The following is an 18,932-nucleotide window of genomic DNA, read 5'->3' on the forward strand; positions in this document are numbered from 1 at the left end:
ACGTTCAGGCTTGCTCGGTCGCCAGCGGACGATGCGGAGTGTGCGTGTTGCCGACCCACTGGGGTGCGAGCGAGCCGCCCACGATCCCGACAAACGAGGCAAAGAGGCCCGCCAGTTGCGCCGGGAAGACGGCTCCCCAAGGCATCGCCAGAAACAATAGCCAAAAGCCGATGCCCAGAACGATCGAAGCAATGGCGCCCTGCGTGGTCGCGCGCCGCCAGTACAGCCCGCACACCAACGGCACGAAGGCGCCTACCAATGGCACCTGGTAAGCGCCGGAAACCAGTTCATAGATTGGAGTGCCCTGCATCCGGATCGCATAGGCCAGCACGGCAGCGCTGAATACCAGCACGGTCACGCGCATCGTCTTGAGATTCGACTTGTCGTTACCGGCCGGGCGAAACTGCCGCCAGATGTTCTCGGTGAAGGTCACGCTCGGGGCCAGCAGCGTCGCGGAGGCGGTCGATTTGATGGCCGACAGCAATGCACCAAAAAACAGCACTTGCATCACGAACGGCATCTTATCGAGCACCAGCGTCGGCAGCACCTTCTGCGGATCGTCCTTAAGCAGCTGCGCCGCCTCCTCCGGCATGATCAAAAGCGCGCTGGCCACGAGGAACATCGGCACGAAGGCGAAGAGGATGTACGCCACCCCACCGATGATCGGCCCGCGCGTTGCCGACTTGACGCTGTTGGCCGACATGACGCGCTGGAACACATCCTGCTGAGGAATGGAGCCCAGCATCATCGTGATGGCCGCAGCAAAGAAGAAGATCATGTCCTTGAAGCTCGGCTCGGGCCAGAACTTGAAGAGGTCCTTGCTGGTCGCGAAGTCGATGACCTTGCCGGCACCGCCCGCCATGTTGCCCGCGAACACCGCTATCACGGCCAGGCCCAGCACCAGGATGATCATCTGGATGAAGTCGGTCACCGCGACCGCCCACATGCCACCGAAGAGCGTGTAAGCCAGGATCGACACCACGCCTATCGTCATGCCGATCGGTATGCTGATGGCACCGGCCGACAGCACATTGAACACCAGCCCCAGCGCGGTGACCTGAGCGGACACCCAACCCAGATAACTCAGCATGATAATGAGCGAGCACGCCACCTCGACGATGCGGCCGTAGCGCTCGCGGTAGTAGTCGCTGATCGTCAGCAACGTCATCCGGTAGAGCTTGCCGGCAAAGAAGAGTCCGACAAGGATCAGGCAGGTGCCCGCGCCGAACGGGTCTTCGATCACGCCGTGCATCCCGCCTTCGATGAACTTGGCGGGAATGCCGAGCACCGTTTCCGAGCCGAACCAAGTCGCGAATGTCGTCGTCACGATCATGTACAGCGGCAGATGCCGCCCGGCGATTGCGAAGTCGGTGGTGTTCTTGACGCGCCGGGCCGCATACAGGCCAATGGCGATGGTGATCAGCAGGTAGACAGCGACCAACGTGAGCAGCACGGCTAGCTCTCCTCTAGAAAATCCGTACCCGCAGCAACAACTGCATGGCGAGCAGACCCAATACAAAACCCATGCCACCGTAGACGATCGCCTGCAAAAGCTTGTTGGTGCGCTTCTGCGCTGCCAGCAATTCCATCAGCTCGCGACGATGGTCGGCGGGGCGATTTTCCAGGTAGTCGTGCAAAAGCCGTGGCAGCTGCGGCAATAGCTTGGCGTAGCGCGGCGCCTCTGCTTTGAGCTGCTCGAAGAGCTTGCGCGGGCCGATCTGGTCGACCATCCATTTCTCGAGGAACGGCTTGGCCGTCGCCCACAGATCAAGCTCAGGATCGAGCTGGCGACCGAGCCCCTCGATGTTGAGCAGTGTCTTCTGCAGCAGCACCAGTTGCGGCTGAATCTCCACGTGGAAGCGGCGCGAGGTCTGGAACAGCCGCATCAGCACCATGCCGAGCGAGATCTCGCGCAACGGCCGATCGAAGTACGGCTCGCACACGGTACGGATCGCGCCTTCGAGTTCGTCGATGCGTGTGCCCTCGGGCACCCAGCCACTTTCCAGATGCAACTCCGCCACCCGCTTGTAGTCGCGCCGGAAGAACGCGACGAAGTTCTGCGCCAGGTACTCCTTGTCGGACTCGGTCAGCGTGCCGATGATCCCGAAGTCCAGCGAGATGTAGCGTCCGAAGGTTGCCGGCTCCAGACTGACCTGTATGTTGCCGGGGTGCATGTCGGCATGGAAAAAGCCATCGCGAAATACCTGGGTAAAAAAGATGGTCACGCCATCGCGCGCCAGCTTGGGAATGTCGACACCGGCCGCCCGGATTCGGTCGAGTTGTGCGATCGGCACGCCGGTCATGCGCTCCATCACGATGACTTCCGGGTGGCAGAAATCCCAGAACATCTCCGGGATCATCACCAGCTCCAGCTTGACCATGTTGCGACGCAACTGGGCGGCATTGGCCGCCTCGCGCACCAGGTCGAGCTCGTCGTGCAGGTACTTGTCGAACTCACCGATGACTTCGCGGGGCTTCAGCCGCTTGCCGTCGGCCGACAGGCTCTCCAGCCAGCCCGCCATCATGGCCATCAGCGCAAGGTCCTTTTCGATAATGCCGCGCATGTTGGGCCGCAGCACCTTGACCGCGACCTCGCGCAACGTGCCGTCGCGCAGTAGCACCTTGCCAAAGTGCACCTGCGCGATCGACGCGCTGGCGACCGGCGTCTCGTCGAACTGCACGAAGATGTCGCTCACCCGCCGCCGGAACGCCCGCTCGATGGTCGCAATCGCGATCGACGAAGCAAACGGCGGCACGCGGTCTTGCAGGAAGGCCAGCTCGTCGGCGATGTCTGGCGGCAGCAGGTCGCGCCGGGTCGACAGCACCTGCCCGAACTTCACGAAGATCGGCCCGAGACGCTCGAGTGCCTCGCGCAAGCGCTGACCGCGAGGTGCATCGAGGTTGCGGCCGACCGAAATCATGCGCGCGAGGACGCCCAGCCAAGGCTTCTTGAAGCTCGTCAGCACCATCTCGTCGAGGCCGTAGCGCAGTGCCACCCAGACGATGAAGATGCCCCGATAGAAACGACTCATGCGGTGCCTGAGGGCCCGACGCTGCCCGCGTCGGTGCCCGGGGCTGCGCCGGTGGCGGCGCGGCGGTCGCCAACGAACTTGCGCAAGGCCTGGACCCCGCGGCGCGCCGCATTGCTGACCGTGTGTGCCGGCACGTCGCCAATGACGCGCGCCAAGTCGTCTTCGACGTCCCAGCGCACATGGTCGACCAGCCAGTTGACTTCTGCCGCCAGTTGCACGTCGCCGACGATTTGCACCGGCGGCTTATCGCCGCTCAAGGTGGTACGGGCGAGGTCGAAAGGCGATGCCTCGGTCAGTGTGAGCGTGAGGTCGGGCACGGCGCCTTCGGCAGCCAAGTCGAGCAGGCCGGCCGGCGTCGCGACCAAGGCCATCTTGACAAAGCGCCACTGAAACTGCACCACTTTGCCCTGCTGCCGCAACACTCGCTGCTGAGCTTCGGGCTCTTGTTGCAGGACGTGGTTGAGGAACAGAACGGCGCGGTGTTGCACCTCGTGGACGGCCCACGGCGGCGGCTGCAATCTACTTCCGACGCGGTTGAGCAGATCATTCAGAAAAGCGAATGGGGACGACGGTTTGACCATGTCCCCATTATTGCGTGAGCGGGCGACTCGAGTGAGCCGCCAGCGCGTAGGCCGTCGGCTATTGCAGGGCTTGCACGCCAGCCACGAGCCAGCCGCTGGTACCGCTGGTCGGCTTGGTCATGTTCCAGACTTCGCGGAATGGGCTTGGCCCGGAAGAAGCGTCTTCGCGGATCATTCCAGAGAACTCGACACTGGCCAGGTAGACGTCGGGCATTTCTTCGATGCCGAGCAGCTTGGCGTCGAGCGCGACCACGTCGGTCTTGTTCGATGCGCCACCGGTGTGACCGGCGCGATCGGCCAACTGGGTGCGAATTTCTTCGACCATGTCGTCCGTCATCATCGAGCGCAGCATGGACACGTCGGTACGATCCCAGGCATCTTGCAGGGTCACGAAGTTACGCTTGGCCGCAATGAGAAAGCCGTCGACATCGAAGCCGGACGGGATGCCCCACGACTGAGACCCGCCCAGTGCTGAACCGATCATGCTGCCACCAGCTGCACCGGCTGCCGCACCAGCGGCAGACAAGCTGCTGCCACCAAGCCCGGACGAAGCCGGCGTCGCATCGAAAGCAGCGGGCGCAGGACGCTCCCAAGGACGTGCCGATGCGTCGTTGCCGACGTTGCCGGGGCTGTACTGAACCGGGGTGCTGACATTGGCCGGGTCGCCTGCGCCTTCGAAAGCCAGACCGCCCTGCCGGTTACCGCCAGCCGATGCGCCGTTGCGCGAACGGGCTGCGAACATGCGCCATGCGACCACGGCTGCCAGCACGAGTAGGCCGATCATCAGGATGTTGCCGAAGCCGGCACCGAGACCGAGCGAGTGCGCGAGCCACGCCAGGCCGAGACCTGCGGCGAGGCCACCGAGCATGGCGCCCCAAGGGCGCTTCGGTGCCGCAGCGGCGGGCGTGGGCGTGGCCGGACGCGGTGCCGTCGGGCTGGCGTTCTGCGCCGGCGCCGCAGGCGAGCCTGGCGTCGTAGCCGGCACGGTCGCCTGACGCTGCGTCACGTTGCCCGACTGGCGCCCGAAAGACTTGCCGCCGCCGCCCAGTCGAGCCGCGTCGGCCTGCACGCTGCCCAGCACCAGGGCGCCTGCAACCAATACCGTCCATAGCTTGTTCATATCGTCTCCTCTTCGGCGAAAAATCGCCTTTTCAACATTTGATTCCAACATGCAAGGCAACCACGCCACCAGTCATGTTGTGATAGTCCACGTGCCCGAAACCGCCCTCTTTCATGAGGGTCTTGAGGTCGTCTTGGTCGGGGTGCATCCGGATCGATTCGGCAAGGTAGCGATAGCTCGCGTCGTCGCCCGCCACCAGTTTGCCGAGGGCCGGCAACACCTTGAACGAATACCAGTCGTAGGCTTTGGCGAGCGGCTTGGCGACCTTCGAGAACTCCAGCACCAGCAGCTTGCCGCGCGGCTTCAGCACGCGGTTCATTTCCTTCAGTGCCACGTCTTTGTGAGTCATGTTGCGGAGACCGAACGCCACGGTCACGACGTCGAAATGGTTGTCGGCAAACGGGAGCTTTTCTGCATCGCACACCATCGTCGGCAATGCGACGCCGGCATCGAGCAGGCGGTCGCGGCCAGTGCGCAGCATGGCTTCGTTGATGTCGGTATGTACCACTTCGCCGGTTGCGCCGACCTTCTTGGCAAACGCAAGTGCGAGGTCGCCGGTGCCACCCGCGATGTCGAGCACTTTGGAGCCTTCACCGACGTTGGCGACCATCACGGTGTAGGCCTTCCATGCGCGATGGAGGCCGCCCGACATGAGGTCGTTCATGAGGTCGTAGCGTGTCGCGACCGAGTCGAAAACGCCGCGCACGCGACTGGCTTTCTCTTTCTCGTCGACCTTCTCGTAGCCGAAATGGGTGGTACTCATGCGCCCGATGTTAGGGCGGAAGCATTGACATCAAGACGACGACCCCGCAAAGCCAATGGCTACTGCCTCAGTGACACTGATCCCAGAGCGTCAATGACTGCCGCAGGCATGGCCGCCCTTGCCGGGCATCGGTGCATCGCGATCGACACCCGCAGCGGCAAGGCGACGCTCGTACTCAGCCCACAAGTCGTCCTGCCTAGCGCCCAGTTCGTACAGCAAGTCCCATGAGTAGATGCCGGACTCGTGCCCATCGCTGAACACCGGCTTGACCGCGTAGTTGCCGACCGATTCGAGTTCGACCAGCGTCACCTCGCGCTTGCCCGTTTGCAGCACCTCCTGACCCGGCCCGTGACCTTGCACTTCCGCCGACGGCGAATAGATACGCATCAGCTCGAACGGAATCCGGAAGCTCGCCCCATCCGAGAAACCGACCTCCAGCACGCGCGACTGGCCATGCACGGTGATCGATTCTGGCGTCGGTGCGCCGACCTTCAAACCTGCCATCAGAAACTCCTGTTCATACGAGTACGCGCTCGATGCCGCCATGGTTGGCCGCGGCCACGTAGTTCGGCAGCCAGTCTGCGCCGAGGATCAGATTGGCCATTTCGACCACGATGTAGTCTGCTTCGAGCAAGCCGTTGTTCAGGTCGTTGCCATAGCGGCTAAGGCCTTGGAGGCAGCTTGGGCAGCTGGTCAATATCTTGACGTTGCCTTGTGCCGCGACCGTGCCGGTCGCCCGCAAGTCGGTCTCGCCTTTTTTCAGTTCTTCTTCCTTGCGAAAGCGGATCTGAGTGGAGATGTCGGGCCGCGTGACACCGAGCGTGCCCGATTCGCCACAGCAGCGGTCGTTCTTCAGCACGTTGTCTCCAGCTGCGTTGCCGACCAGCGCTCTCACGGTCTTCATCGGGTCCTGCAGTTTCATCGGGCTGTGGCAAGGGTCGTGGTACAGGTAGCCGCCTGCCGCGCCATCTTTGGCACCGTTCATTGCGCCATTGACCGCACCCGCCAGCGTGATGCCTTTTTCGAGCAGGTACTCGTGGATGTCGATGATCCGGCAGCCCGGAAAGATCTTGTCGAACTGGTAGCCCTGCAGCTGGTCATAGCAGGTGCCGCAGCTCACCACCACTGTCTTGATGTCGAGGTAGTTGAGCGTGTTGGCCACACGGTGGAAGAGCACCCGGTTGTCGGTGATCATCTTCTCGGCTTTGTCGAACTGGCCGCTGCCGCGCTGCGGGTAGCCGCAACACAGGTAACCCGGCGGCAGCACGGTTTGCACACCGGCATGCCACAGCATCGCCTGCGTTGCGAGGCCGACTTGCGAGAACAATCGCTCCGATCCGCACCCCGGAAAGTAGAAGACGGCCTCGGTTTCCGACGTCGTCGTCTTCGGGTCGCGAATGATCGGCACGTAGTCCGCATCTTCGATGTCGAGCAGCGCCCGCGCGGTCTTCTTCGGCAGGCCGCCCGGCATCTTTTTGTTGATGAAGTGGACGATCTGTTCCTTGATCGGTGCCGGGCCTAGCGTCGATGGCGGCGCGGCGGTCTGCTTCTTCGCGACGCGGCGCAACAGGTCGTTTGCCAGGCGCTGCGCCTTGAAGCCGATACCGACCATGCCGACGCGCATCGCCTTGATGGTCTGCGGATTGGTCGCGTTCAGAAAGAGCATCGCCGCTGCGTTGCCGGGCCGGAAGCTCTTCTGCCCCATCTTGCGCAGCAGATTGCGCATGTTCATCGAGACCTCGCCGAAGTCGATGTTGACCGGGCACGGCGACAGGCACTTATGGCAAACCGTGCAGTGGTCGGCCACGTCTTCGAACTCTTCCCAATGCTTCAGGCTGATGCCGCGCCGCGTCTGCTCTTCGTACAGAAAGGCCTCGACCAGCAGCGAGGTCGCGAGGATCTTGTTGCGCGGCGAATAGAGCAGGTTGGCGCGTGGCACATGGGTCGCGCAGACCGGCTTGCACTTGCCGCAGCGCAGGCAATCCTTGACCGAATCGGCAATGGCGCCGATGTCGCTCTGCTGCATGATCAGTGACTCATGGCCCATGAGACCGAAGCTCGGCGTGTAGGCGTTGGTGAGGTCCGCGTGGAGCGCGCTCTGCGCTGTCACGCGCAACAGCTTGCCCTTGTTGAACCGCCCTTCCGGATCGACCCGCATCTTGTAGTCGGTGAACGGCTGCAGTTCCTCATCGGTCAGGAATTCCAGCTTGGTGATGCCGATGCCATGCTCACCCGAGATCACGCCGTCCAGATCCCGCGCCAGTTTCATGATGCGCACCACCGCGGCGTGCGCGGTCTGCAGCATGTCGTAGTTGTCGCTGTTGACGGGGATGTTGGTGTGTACGTTGCCGTCGCCGGCATGCATGTGCAGGGCGATCCACACGCGGCCCTTGAGCACACGCTGGTGAATGGCGTTGCACTCGTCGAGGATCGGCTGAAACTCCGCGCCGGTGAAAATGCTTTGCAGCGGCAGACGGATCTGCGTCTTCCAGCTGGCGCGCAACGAATGGTCCTGCAACTGTGGGAAGAGCGCATCGACGCTTTGGAGCCATCCGGCCCACACCGCGCGCACTTCTCGGACCAGATCGATCGCCTGGCCCACACGGTCTTCGAGCAGTTCTGCCGAAGGTATGTCGTTGGCGTCGTCTGTCTTGCAGAGCGGCAGACTACCGCGCGTAAAAAGCGCTTCCAGCGCATCCGCGAATGCGATTTTGTTCTGCAGCGACAACTCGATGTTGATGCGCTCGATACCGTCGGTGTACTCGGCCATGCGCGGCAGCGGAATCACCACGTCTTCGTTGATCTTGAAGGCGTTGGTGTGCTTGCTGATGGCGGCCGTGCGCTTGCGGTCGAGCCAGAACTTCTTGCGCGCTTCCGGGCTGATGGCGATGAAACCTTCGCCGTTGCGCGAGTTGGCGATGCGCACCACTTCCGAGGTGGCGCGCGCCACGTCGTCGGCGTCGTCACCGGCGATGTCGCCGAACAGCACCATCTTCGGCAAGCCACCGTGCTTCTTCGATTTGGTGGCGTAGCCGACCGCCTTCAGGTAGCGATCGTCCAGATGCTCCAAGCCGGCCAGCAGCACGCCACTGCGCTTTTGCTCGGCGAACATGAAGTCCTTGATCTCGACGATGCTGGGCACCGCGTCCTTGGCGTTGCCGAAAAACTCCAGACACGCGGTGCGCGTGTGCACCGGCATCTTGTGCACGATCCAGCGGCAGCTGGTGATCAGCCCGTCGCAGCCCTCTTTCTGGATGCCCGGCAGGCCCGACAAAAACTTGTCGGTCACGTCCTTGCCGAGGCCTTCCTTGCGAAAAGTTTTGCCCGGAATCGTCAGGCGCTCGCTGCGCAGTTTGGTGGTGCCATCGGCGGCGAAATACTGCAGATCGAACACGGCGTTTTCGGCGTCGTGAATCTTGCCGAGGTTATGGCCGATGCGCGTGACTTCGAGCCACTCGGCCTGTGGCGTCACCATGCGCCACGAAGCCAGATTGTCGAGCGCGGTGCCCCACAGCACGGCCTTTTTGCCGCCCGCGTTCATCGCGACATTGCCGCCGACGCACGAGGCTTCGGCCGAAGTCGGGTCGACCGCAAACACGTAGCCCGCGCGCTCGGCCGCATCGGCGACGCGTTGCGTCACCACGCCGGCTTCGGTCCAGACCGTCGGCACTGGCGCGTCGAGGCCGGGCAGCGCGATCACCTGGACCTCGGTCATGGCTTCGAGCTTTTCGGTGTTGATGACCGCGCTGTTCCAGGTCAGCGGAATCGCGCCGCCGGTGTAGCCAGTGCCGCCGCCGCGCGGGATGATGGTCAGGCCCAAGTCGATGCAGCCCTTGACCATGCCCGCCATCTCGGCCTCGGTGTCCGGGCACAGCACGACGAAGGGATACTCGACCCGCCAATCGGTCGCGTCGGTCACGTGCGACACGCGCGAGAGTCCGTCGAACTTGATGTTGTCTTTGGCTGTCAGTCGGCGCAGCACGCGGGTGGCTTTACGACGCAAGGCGGCGACATCGCGGAACATGGCGTCGAACGCTACGATGGCGTGACTCACCAGCGCGGTGAGTTCGCCAACCAACGCGTCGCGCTCGGCATCGACATCAGGAGTGCGGCGCTTGCCGACCTCGGTCAGCCGGTGGTTCAACGCATCGACCAGCTGACCGCGGCGGCGCGGATTGTCGAGCAGATCGTCGACGAGGTATGGATTTCGCTGCACGACCCAGATGTCGCCGAGCACTTCATAAAGCATGCGCGCGGAGCGGCCGGTGCGGCGCTCGGATCGCAGGTTCTGCAGCAACTCCCAGCCGCGTTCGCCCAGCAGGCGAATCACGATCTCGCGATCGGAAAAGCTGGTGTAGTTGTACGGGATCTCACGCAATCGTGCGGGCTCTGCGGCCTGCGACAACAACGCAGTCAAAGCGGTCGGTGCATTCATCGGGGAAAGTGGGCCTCGGTCGGGCGCTGCGCACCCTCTTGCCGGGGCTGTGATTTTAGGTCAGCGGTGGTGTTGATGCGCTTCGCGTCCGATGTTTGCGCGGACCCCGCTTTCCGAGGGGAGCAGCAGCAGAGCTTCCACCCGCCAACCATCGACAAAAACGCTCCCCACCGACGACAACTAAAACAACACCCGGCTTCGAATGGTCCCAGGCACCTGCGCCAACTTCTCCAAAGCCAGATCCGAAGAAGCCGCATCGATGTCCGTCACCACGTACCCGACCTTTTCATTTGTCTGCAGAAACTGCGATGCGATGTTGATGTGGTTGTCCGAAAAGATCCTGTTGATCTCCGACAGAACACCCGGCACGTTATGGTGGATGTGCAGCAGACGGTGCTTGCCCGGATGCGCCGGCAGCGCCACTTCCGGAAAGTTCACCGACGAAACCGAGGTGCCGTTGTCGCTGTACTTGACCAGCTTTTCAGCCACCTCGCCGCCGATGTTGGCCTGTGCCTCCATCGTCGAGCCGCCTACGTGCGGCGTCAAAATCACATTGTCCAGACCTCGCAGCGGCGACTGGAATTCTTCGTTGTTGCTGCCAGGTTCGACCGGGAACACATCGATGGCCGCGCCCCAGAGTTTCTGGCTCTTGATGCCCTCGGCCAGCGCATCGATATCGACCACCGTGCCACGCGCCGCGTTGATCAGAATGCCGCCCGGCTTCATCGCGGCGATCTCGGCTGGCCCGATCATCCATTTCGTCGACGGCAACTCCGGAACATGCAGGCTCACAATGTCGCTCTGCGCCAGCAGGTCGTGCAGTTGCGGAATCTGACGCGCATTGCCCAGCGGCAACTTGCTCACGACGTCATAGAACGTGACGTGCATTCCCAGCCCTTCGGCCAGTACCGACAACTGCGTGCCGATCGACCCATAGCCGACGATGCCGAGCGTCTTGCCGCGAATTTCATGCGAGTTGGCGGCGGACTTCATCCATCCGCCGCGATGCACCAGCGCGTTTTTGGCGGGGATGCCGCGCAGCAAAAGAATGGCTTCAGCAAGCACGAGTTCTGCGACCGAGCGGGTGTTCGAATACGGCGCGTTGAACACCGCCACACCACGCTCGCGGGCCGCATTCAGATCGACCTGGTTGGTTCCGATGCAAAAGCACCCCACCGCCACCAGCTTGGGCGCCGCCGACAGCACGTCGGCCGTGAGCTTGCTTTGCGAGCGTATGCCCAGGAAATGAACGTCGGCCAGCTTGGCTTTCAGCTCCTCGCCCTGGAGCGCCTTGGGCACGGTTTCGATTTGCGTGTACCCCGCGCCGCGGATCACTTCGAGTGCCGAAGAATGGATGCCTTCCAACAGAAGGAACTTGATTTTGCTTTTGTCGAGGGAAGTCTTGCTCATATCTAAAGGCTAGCATGGTGCATCGCAGCAAGCAGGGCTCCGGTCGGGATGGCGGCGCTTCAAAAAGGGTTTCCCCGGCTGGTTGCAGCAAGTCTTCCATGCGACAAACAGCAACGCGGAACCGTCACAAAGATGACCTAGCATCCGCCCCTTCGTTTTCCCAATTTTCAGGAGTCTTCATGCGATTCAAGACGCTCGCCTTGGTTTCGGCGTTGGCCGCCACGCTGTTCCACACGGCACACGCCCAAACCGAAATCCAGTGGTGGCATTCGATGACCGCCGTCAACAACGAATGGGTCAACGATCTGGCCAAGCAGTTCAACGAAAGCCAGAAGGAATACAAGATCGTCCCGACCTTCAAGGGCGAATATGCCGAGTCGATGACCGCGGCCATTGCGGCTTTTCGCGCCGGTAACGCTCCCGACATTCTGCAGGTATTCGAAGTCGGCACAGCGACGATGATGGCCAGCAAGGGCGCCATCGTGCCGGTCGGAAAAATTATGAAGGACGCCGGCGAGAAGTTCGATCCGAGCGGCTACGTTCCTGCGGTGGCGGGCTACTACACCGCGCCGAACGGCCAGATGTTGAGCTTTCCGTTCAACAGCTCGACGACCATCTTCTACTGGAACAAGGACGCCTTCAAAGCGGCCGGCCTGCCGACCGACAAGGCGCCGACCACCTGGCCCGAAGTGGTGGCCGCCGCCGCCAAGCTCAAGGCCAGCGGCCACAAATGTCCGTTCACCACCGCTTGGCAAAACTGGACCCAGCTCGAAAGCTTTTCGGCCTGGCACAACGTCGAGTTCGCGAGCAAGAGCAACGGACTGCAAGGCCTGGACGCGCGCCTGAAGGTCAACTCGCCATTGCATGTGCGCCACATCGAGAACCTGGCCAACATGGCCAAGCAGGGCCTGTTCGTCTATAAGGGCCGCAGCAGCGTGCCGCAAGCGTCGTTCACCTCGGGTGAGTGCGCCATGATCCAGACCTCGTCCGGCTTCTATGGCGACGTCGCCAAGAACGCAAAGTTCGCCTACGGACTGGCCCCGCTGCCCTACTACCCGGACGTACCGGGCGCACCGCAAAACACCGTGATCGGCGGCGCCAGCCTCTGGGTCATGTCGGGCAAGACGCCGGAGAAGTACAAGGGCGTCGCCAAGTTCTTCACCTTCCTCTCGCAACCCGAAGTGCAGTCGGCCAGCCACAAGCGCACAGGCTATCTGCCCATCACCACGGCGGCCTACAAGCTGACCGAAGAGTCGGGTTTCTACAAGGAAAAGCCGGGCACCGATGTCGCAGTGACGCAGATGATCCGCAAGGTGACCGACAAGAGCCGTGGCATTCGCCTGGGCAACTACTTGCAGATCCGCACCATTGAGGACGAAGAGCTCGAACAGGTCTGGAACGGCAAGAAAACCGCCAAGGAAGCGCTCGACGAAATCGTCAAGCGCGGCGACGAACAACTCGAGCGTTTCCAGAAGGCAAACAAGAGCTGACTCTCGCGGTCGTCCTCGCCGGGCCCGCGTCCGGCGCCGTGCCCGGCTCCGGCTAATATCGCCCGCCCCGTTGGTCCTTCTCTCAGGACGGCCGGGCGGGATTTTTACGTAAGGGACCCCATGGAAAAACGCGTCGTCTTTCGATCGAGCTGGCTGCCCTGGCTGCTGATCCTGCCGCAGGCGGTGGTCATCCTGGTGTTCTTCTTCTGGCCGGCCGCCCAAGCCGTTTTTCAGTCGTTGCAGCAACAGGATGCGTTCGGCACCTCGATCGAATTCGTCGGCTTCGACAACTTCAGGCAATTGATCGCCGACCCGAGCTATGCGGCGTCTTTCAAGACGACGGCTTTCTTCTCGGTACTGGTCGCCAGCATCGGTATTTCACTGGCACTCATGCTGGCCGTTTTCGCAGACCGCATCGTGCGTGGCGGCATGTTCTACAAGACGATGCTCATCCTGCCGTACGCGGTCGCACCATCGGTGGCCGCAGTGCTGTGGGTCTTCATGTTCTCGCCCTCGCTCGGCGTGGTGTCGTATGCGCTGGGCAAGTTCGGTATCGACTGGAACCATCTGCTCAATTCGGGCCAGGCCATGGCATTGATCGTGATGGCGGCCATCTGGAAGCAGCTGTCGTACAACTTCCTGTTTTTCCTGGCAGGCCTGCAGTCGATCCCGAAATCGTTGATCGAAGCCGCGGCCATCGACGGAGCCAAACCGTGGCGCCGCTTCTGGACGGTGCAGTTCCCCTTGCTGACGCCAACCACCTTCTTCCTGCTGGTCATCAACGTGGTCTACGCGTTCTTCGACACCTTCGCGATCGTCGATGCGGCCACGCAAGGCGGCCCAGGCCAAGACACCTCGATCCTCGTCTACAAGGTCTATCACGACGGCTTCAAGGCGATGGACCTGGGCGGCTCCGCCGCGCAGTCCGTCGTGCTCATGGTGATCGTCGTGGCGCTGACGGTGGTGCAGTTCCGCTACGTCGAGAAGAAAGTGAATTACTGACATGGTCGAAAAACGCGGCACCCACGGCATCCTGGCCCACGTCGTCATGGTCCTCGGCGTGCTGATCGTCGGCTTCCCGCTGTACCTGGCCTTCGTCGCATCGACGCACACGGCACAGGAGATCGTGCAAGCCCCCATGCCGTTGCTGCCCGGCGGCCACATGTGGGAGAGCTACAAGTCGGCGCTCTTCGGCCGCGAAACCAGCAATGGATCGAACGCGCCGGTGGCCCACATGATGTGGGTCAGCTTCGTGACCGCGATGGTCATCTCGATCGGCAAGATCAGCATTTCCTTACTGTCGGCCTTTGCCATCGTGTATTTCAGGTTCCGCTTCAGGAAGATCGTGTTCTGGATGATCTTCGTGACGCTGATGCTGCCGGTCGAGGTGCGCATCCTGCCCACCTACCAGGTGCTGTCGAACCTGCACATGCTCAATACCTACGCCGGCCTCACGGTCCCGCTGATCGCATCGGCCACCGCGACCTTCCTGTTTCGGCAGTTCTTCATGACGGTGCCGGACGAGCTCACCGAAGCCTCCCGCATGGACGGCGCGAGCCCGATGCGTTTCTTCATCGACGTGCTGCTGCCGTTGTCGAAAACCTCGATTGCGGCGCTCTTCGTGATCCAGTTCATCTACGGCTGGAATCAGTACCTCTGGCCGCTGTTGGCGACCACCGGCGAAGACATGTACCCGGTGGTGGTCGGCATCAAGCTCATGATGGCCGGAGGCGACGCGTCCAACGACTGGAACGTGGTGATGGCGACCGCGATCCTCGCGATGCTGCCGCCCGCGCTGGTCGTGGTTTTGATGCAGAAGTGGTTCGTCAAGGGCCTCGTGGACACTGAAAAATAAGACAAAGAAAATATGGCTTCTCTTTCACTACGCAACGTCATCAAGCGCTACGGCATCGGGCCGAAGGCGAATCAGGTTATCCACGGCGTGAGCGCCGAGGTTGCCGACCATGAATTCATCGTCATCGTCGGGCCTTCGGGCTGCGGCAAATCGACGCTGCTGCGCATGGTCGCGGGGCTCGAAGAAGTTTCAGCGGGCGAAATCCGCATCGGGGACCGCGTGGTCAACGACCTCGAGCCGTCGGAGCGCGACATCGCGATGGTGTTCCAGAACTACGCGCTGTACCCGCACATGAGCGTGTTCGACAACATGGCCTACGGCCTGAAAATCGCCAAGGTGCCGGTGCCCGAGATCAAGACGCGTGTCGACAAGGCCGCCAAAATTCTCGAACTCGGCAGCCTGCTCCAACGCAAGCCGCGCGAGCTTTCCGGAGGCCAGCGGCAGCGCGTGGCGATGGGTCGCGCCATCGTGCGACAACCGCAGGTGTTTTTGTTCGACGAACCGCTTTCCAACCTCGACGCCAAGCTGCGCGCTCAAACGCGTCTGGAGATCCAGAAGCTGCACCGCGAGCTCGGCATCACATCGCTCTTCGTCACGCACGACCAGGTCGAGGCAATGACGCTGGCGCAACGGATCATCGTGATGAACGGTGGCGTGATGGACCAGTTCGCAACACCCGAAGAGGTCTACAACCGCCCTGCCACCACCTTTGTCGCGAGCTTCATCGGTTCGCCGCCGATGAACCTGCTGCGGCATGCACCGGGCGTCAGGTCGGGTCATATTCTCGGCATCCGGCCCGAGCACATGAAGCTCGACGAAAACGGATGGTCGGTGCAGGTCGAGCAGGTCGAACTGCTGGGCGCCGAGCGCCTGGTGTACGGCCGCATCGGCGACGAGCAAATCATCATGCGTACCGACGAGGGCGACCATCCACCGGTTGCCGGCGACACCGTGAAGATCGCGGCGCGGCAAGACAAGCTGCATTGGTTCGATGCCGGCTCAGGGAAGCGCGCAGATTGAAACAGTGGCCTTATCCGTGCTGGGTCGCGCACCGCGGTGCGGGCCAGCTGGCGCCTGAAAACACGCTGGCCGCGTTCCGCGTCGGTGCAGCGCACGGGTACCGCATGTTCGAGTGCGACGCCAAGCTGAGCGCCGACGGCGTGCCTTTTCTGATGCACGACGCGGCGCTGGAACGCACCACGAGCGGTCAGGGCGCCGGCGGCAAATTACCGTGGAGCGATCTGGCGCTGCTCGATGCCGGCAGCTGGCATTCGCGCGCCTTTGCCGGCGAACCGCTCGCCACGCTCGAGAGCGTCGCTCGCTTCTGCCTGGCGAACGACTACTTCCTCAACATCGAGATCAAGCCGACGCCCGGCAGCGAGCGCGAGACGGGGCAAGTCGTGGCCTGGCATGCCGCTCGTCTTTGGCAAGACGCGGCCATCCCACCGCTGCTGACATCGTTTCAGGTCGAAGCGCTCGAAGGCGCTGCAACCACTCAGCCCGATCTGCCACGCGGCTTGCTGCTCGACACCTTGACCGATGGCTGGCTCGACACCGCATCTCACCTGGGCTGCGCTGCCATCGTCTGCAACCAGGGTTTGTGGAACACCGTCACGGTGGCCGAAGCCAAGGCGATCGGTATGCGCACCCTGAGCTACACCGTCAACGACGACTGGGCCGTGCAGCGTCTGCTGGCACTGGGCACCGACGGCATCATCACCGACCGCATCGACCTCTTCAGTCCGGCAGCGTGACCGGAGCGAGCCCGTCGGTCTGGCCGGCAGGGCTCGCTGTGTAATAGGCTCAATGATCAGCACCAAGACCTGGATCTCTCGCCTGTCGGCGCTTCTGTTCGCCGTGGTGCTGTGCGCCGCAGCGCACGCGCAGGACAACAGCGCTCCCGCAGCGGCCGCCGACCCCCAACCGAGCGTGGCCGAACTGCGAGCGCAGCTCAACGCGCTGCCCGCCACGCTGGACAACGCGAAGGAGGTTCGGGCGCGGCTGGCGGAGATCAACGACATCGGCCAGCAAGGCGAGGCTTTCGTGGCGTCGCACGCCGGCCAGCTTGCAGATATCAATGCCCGGCTGGGCGAGCTCGGCAACGCGCCGACTGCGGGCGCGACCGAAGACCCCGACATCACGCGCCAACGTGCTGCGCTGACCAAGGAGCGCAACGGACTCGATGCCGACATCCGGCTTGCGCGGCTGCTCATCATCGACTCACAGCAGCGCGGCAGCGACTTACTGGCGCAGCGTCGTTCGCTGTTCGAGGCGCAGCTCACCGAGCGCGCCGCCTCACCGCTCGGAAGCGATTTCTGGAACGACTTGCACGATGCGTGGCCCGACGACACGGCGCGCGTCGGCCAGCTGATCGGCAACATCAAACGTGGTGTCGCGCTGGCGATCCAGCCACCGCACCGCGCCGCAGTACTCGCGGTGCTGTTGGCCGCACTGCTGATCGCGACGCTCGGCAACTGGGTGGCGGAGAAGGGCCTTGCGCGCCTGGCGGCGCGCGTGCTTCCGGTGGGCCGGTTGCGCCGTTCGCTGCTGGTGATCGCCATCGTGACGACCAACGTGCTGTTGGTCGCGATCGCCGCGCACTGGTCGTTCTACATGCTCGACAAGCGTGAGTCGTGGCCGCCGCAGTCTCGGGCCGCGGCGCTAAGCGTCGTGCAGTCGCTGATCTTCATCGCGTTCGTGATCAGCCTCGGGCGGGCGCTCTTGTCGGCTGGTCGACCGTCGTGGCGCTTGCCGCCGATGTCGGAAGCGGCCGCCGCGCGTCTCGCTCCGCTTCCCTGGTTCGTCGCGGTGGTGGCGGCGCTGGTGTGGGCACCGGCGCGCATCAATGCGCTGGTCGACGCGAGCTTCGCGGCGGTGGTTGCCACGCACGTGCTCACAGCGCTCGGGCTCACCGCGTTGACCGCCATCGTGTTGCATCGCGTCAAGCCCCTGAGCGCCGAAGCCGACCCAGAGACCGGCAAGCCTGCCGATCGTCCGATGTGGGTCGGTTTGCTGCTCGCCGCCATCGCCGTGTTGACGGTCGCGATATGGGTGCTGGTCGCGCTTGGGTATGTGGCGCTGGCGAGCTTTCTGGCCACGCAGCTGACATGGGCCGGCATCGTGGCGATGGCCTTCTACGTGCTGTTCAAGTTCGTCGACGACCTGTTCATGGCGGTCGTCGCATCGAAGAGCAGCTTCGGTCAACGGCTGCAGAAGGCCTTCGACCTGCAGCCGCAAACGCTCGACCAAGCCGCGGTCGTGCTTTCCGGGCTGGGCCGCGTCGCCCTCTTCTTCTACATGCTGGTGTCGCTCATCACCCCACTGGGCACAAGCCCCGCCGAGGTGTTTCAGCGCAGCGGCACTTATGGCAGCGGACTGAAGGTCGGCGAGTTCCAGCTGGTGCCGGGCGCCATCGTGAGCGCGATCACCGCGTTGCTCATCGGCTTTGTCTTGCTGCGCGTGTTCAAGCGCTGGCTCGAAAACAGCTATCTGCCGGAGACCAGCCTCGAAGTCGGCATGCGCAGTTCGCTCACGACGCTGCTTGGCTACGTCGGGACGATCGTGGTGGTCGCGTTTGCCTTGTCTGCGCTCGGCATCGGTGTGAATCGCATCGCCTGGGTCGCGAGCGCGCTGTCGGTCGGCATCGGCTTTGGGCTGCAGGCCATCGTGCAGAACTTTATTTCCGGTTTGATCCTGCTGGCGGAGCGGCCGGTCAAAGTAGGTGATTGGGTGGTGCTGGGCACGGCCGAAGGAGATGTGAAGCGGATCAACGTGCGTGCCACCGAAATCCAGTTGGGCGACCGGTCGACCTTGATCGTGCCCAACTCGGAGTTCATCACCAAGACCGTCCGCAACATGACGCTGGCGAACGCCGAGGGCCGTGTATTGATTCGTTTGCCGATGCCGTTGACCACCGATGCGCACCGGGCGCGCGATGTGATGCTGTCGGCCTGCAGTGAGCATCCGGGCGTGCTGCCGACCCCGGAACCATCGCTCATGCTGGATGGCATCGAAGGCGGGTTCCTGATCTTCCAGCTGATCGCCTATGTGCAGAACCCGAGGTTGGCGGGTGGTGTGCGGAGCGACCTGCTCTTCAAGATCCTCGACGAGCTGAACAAGGCGCAATTGCCGCTGGCGGCCTATGCCGCTGCGCCGATGCCAGTCGCGCCGCCAGCCTCCGCATCGCAACCTGCCGAAGTTCCAGGCCCGGACCCGGGACCGCGCCCCGCGTGACCAGCTGGTTCCG

At 63.0% G+C, this 18,932-nt stretch carries 14 protein-coding genes; 6 read left to right on the forward strand and 8 right to left on the reverse strand.

The window, feature by feature from the left end:
- Nucleotides 1-4: 4 nt before the first annotated feature.
- From QN413_RS04850 to serA, 8 genes are all read right to left on the reverse strand, one after another.
- Nucleotides 5-1,453: a sodium:solute symporter family protein gene (locus QN413_RS04850; protein ID WP_323495504.1), complete on the reverse strand. Its 1,449-nt coding sequence runs from the start codon at nucleotides 1,451-1,453 to the stop codon at nucleotides 5-7.
- Between the two features lie 13 nt (nucleotides 1,454-1,466).
- The gene (gene ubiB, locus QN413_RS04855; protein WP_323495506.1) at nucleotides 1,467-3,032 is read right to left on the reverse strand and encodes a ubiquinone biosynthesis regulatory protein kinase UbiB; all 1,566 of its coding nucleotides are present in this window, start codon (nucleotides 3,030-3,032) and stop codon (nucleotides 1,467-1,469) included.
- A complete protein-coding gene (locus QN413_RS04860; RefSeq protein WP_323495507.1) occupies nucleotides 3,029-3,613 on the reverse strand; it encodes a hypothetical protein in 585 nt (194 codons plus the stop codon). Before QN413_RS04860 ends, ubiB begins: the two co-directional genes overlap by 4 nt.
- A 58-nt stretch (nucleotides 3,614-3,671) precedes the next feature.
- The gene (locus QN413_RS04865) at nucleotides 3,672-4,733 is read right to left on the reverse strand and encodes a Tim44 domain-containing protein (RefSeq protein WP_323495508.1); all 1,062 of its coding nucleotides are present in this window, start codon (nucleotides 4,731-4,733) and stop codon (nucleotides 3,672-3,674) included.
- A gap of 31 nt (nucleotides 4,734-4,764) precedes the next feature.
- Nucleotides 4,765-5,496 carry a bifunctional demethylmenaquinone methyltransferase/2-methoxy-6-polyprenyl-1,4-benzoquinol methylase UbiE gene (ubiE, locus tag QN413_RS04870; RefSeq protein WP_323495509.1) on the reverse strand — a complete coding sequence of 244 codons (732 nt, stop codon included), beginning with the start codon at nucleotides 5,494-5,496 and terminating at the stop codon, nucleotides 4,765-4,767.
- Nucleotides 5,497-5,586: 90 nt separating this feature from the next.
- Complete coding sequence (locus QN413_RS04875; protein ID WP_323495510.1) at nucleotides 5,587-6,000, reverse strand: DUF971 domain-containing protein; 414 nt, start codon at nucleotides 5,998-6,000, stop codon at nucleotides 5,587-5,589.
- Between the two features lie 13 nt (nucleotides 6,001-6,013).
- Nucleotides 6,014-9,931, reverse strand: a complete 3,918-nt coding sequence (locus QN413_RS04880) for an FAD/FMN-binding oxidoreductase (protein ID WP_323495511.1) — start codon at nucleotides 9,929-9,931, stop codon at nucleotides 6,014-6,016.
- A 180-nt stretch (nucleotides 9,932-10,111) separates the two neighbouring features.
- On the reverse strand, nucleotides 10,112-11,341 hold the full coding sequence (gene serA / locus QN413_RS04885) for a phosphoglycerate dehydrogenase (protein WP_323495512.1): 1,230 nt from the start codon (nucleotides 11,339-11,341) through the stop codon (nucleotides 10,112-10,114).
- Between the two features lie 179 nt (nucleotides 11,342-11,520).
- On the opposite strand from serA, the gene ugpB reads away from it, so the two are divergent.
- The 6 genes from ugpB (at nucleotide 11,521) to QN413_RS04915 (ending at nucleotide 18,919) form a co-directional block, all read left to right on the forward strand.
- Entirely contained in the window at nucleotides 11,521-12,831 is a 1,311-nt protein-coding gene (gene ugpB / locus QN413_RS04890; RefSeq protein WP_323495513.1) for a sn-glycerol-3-phosphate ABC transporter substrate-binding protein UgpB, read from the forward strand.
- Nucleotides 12,832-12,951: 120 nt separating this feature from the next.
- Entirely contained in the window at nucleotides 12,952-13,833 is an 882-nt protein-coding gene (gene ugpA / locus QN413_RS04895; protein WP_323495514.1) for a sn-glycerol-3-phosphate ABC transporter permease UgpA, read from the forward strand.
- 1 nt (nucleotide 13,834) lies between these two features.
- The gene (gene ugpE / locus QN413_RS04900) at nucleotides 13,835-14,686 is read left to right on the forward strand and encodes a sn-glycerol-3-phosphate ABC transporter permease UgpE (RefSeq protein ID WP_323495515.1); all 852 of its coding nucleotides are present in this window, start codon (nucleotides 13,835-13,837) and stop codon (nucleotides 14,684-14,686) included.
- Nucleotides 14,687-14,698: 12 nt separating this feature from the next.
- Complete coding sequence (ugpC, locus tag QN413_RS04905) at nucleotides 14,699-15,706, forward strand: sn-glycerol-3-phosphate ABC transporter ATP-binding protein UgpC (RefSeq protein ID WP_323495516.1); 1,008 nt, start codon at nucleotides 14,699-14,701, stop codon at nucleotides 15,704-15,706.
- A complete protein-coding gene (gene ugpQ / locus QN413_RS04910; protein WP_323495517.1) occupies nucleotides 15,703-16,440 on the forward strand; it encodes a glycerophosphodiester phosphodiesterase in 738 nt (245 codons plus the stop codon). Before ugpC ends, ugpQ begins: the two co-directional genes overlap by 4 nt.
- A gap of 52 nt (nucleotides 16,441-16,492) precedes the next feature.
- Complete coding sequence (locus QN413_RS04915) at nucleotides 16,493-18,919, forward strand: DUF3772 domain-containing protein (RefSeq protein WP_323495518.1); 2,427 nt, start codon at nucleotides 16,493-16,495, stop codon at nucleotides 18,917-18,919.
- The last annotated feature ends 13 nt before the right edge of the window (nucleotides 18,920-18,932 follow it).

This window comes from Variovorax sp. LG9.2, assembly GCF_035018885.1.
Classification (GTDB): Bacteria; Pseudomonadota; Gammaproteobacteria; order Burkholderiales; family Burkholderiaceae_C; genus Variovorax.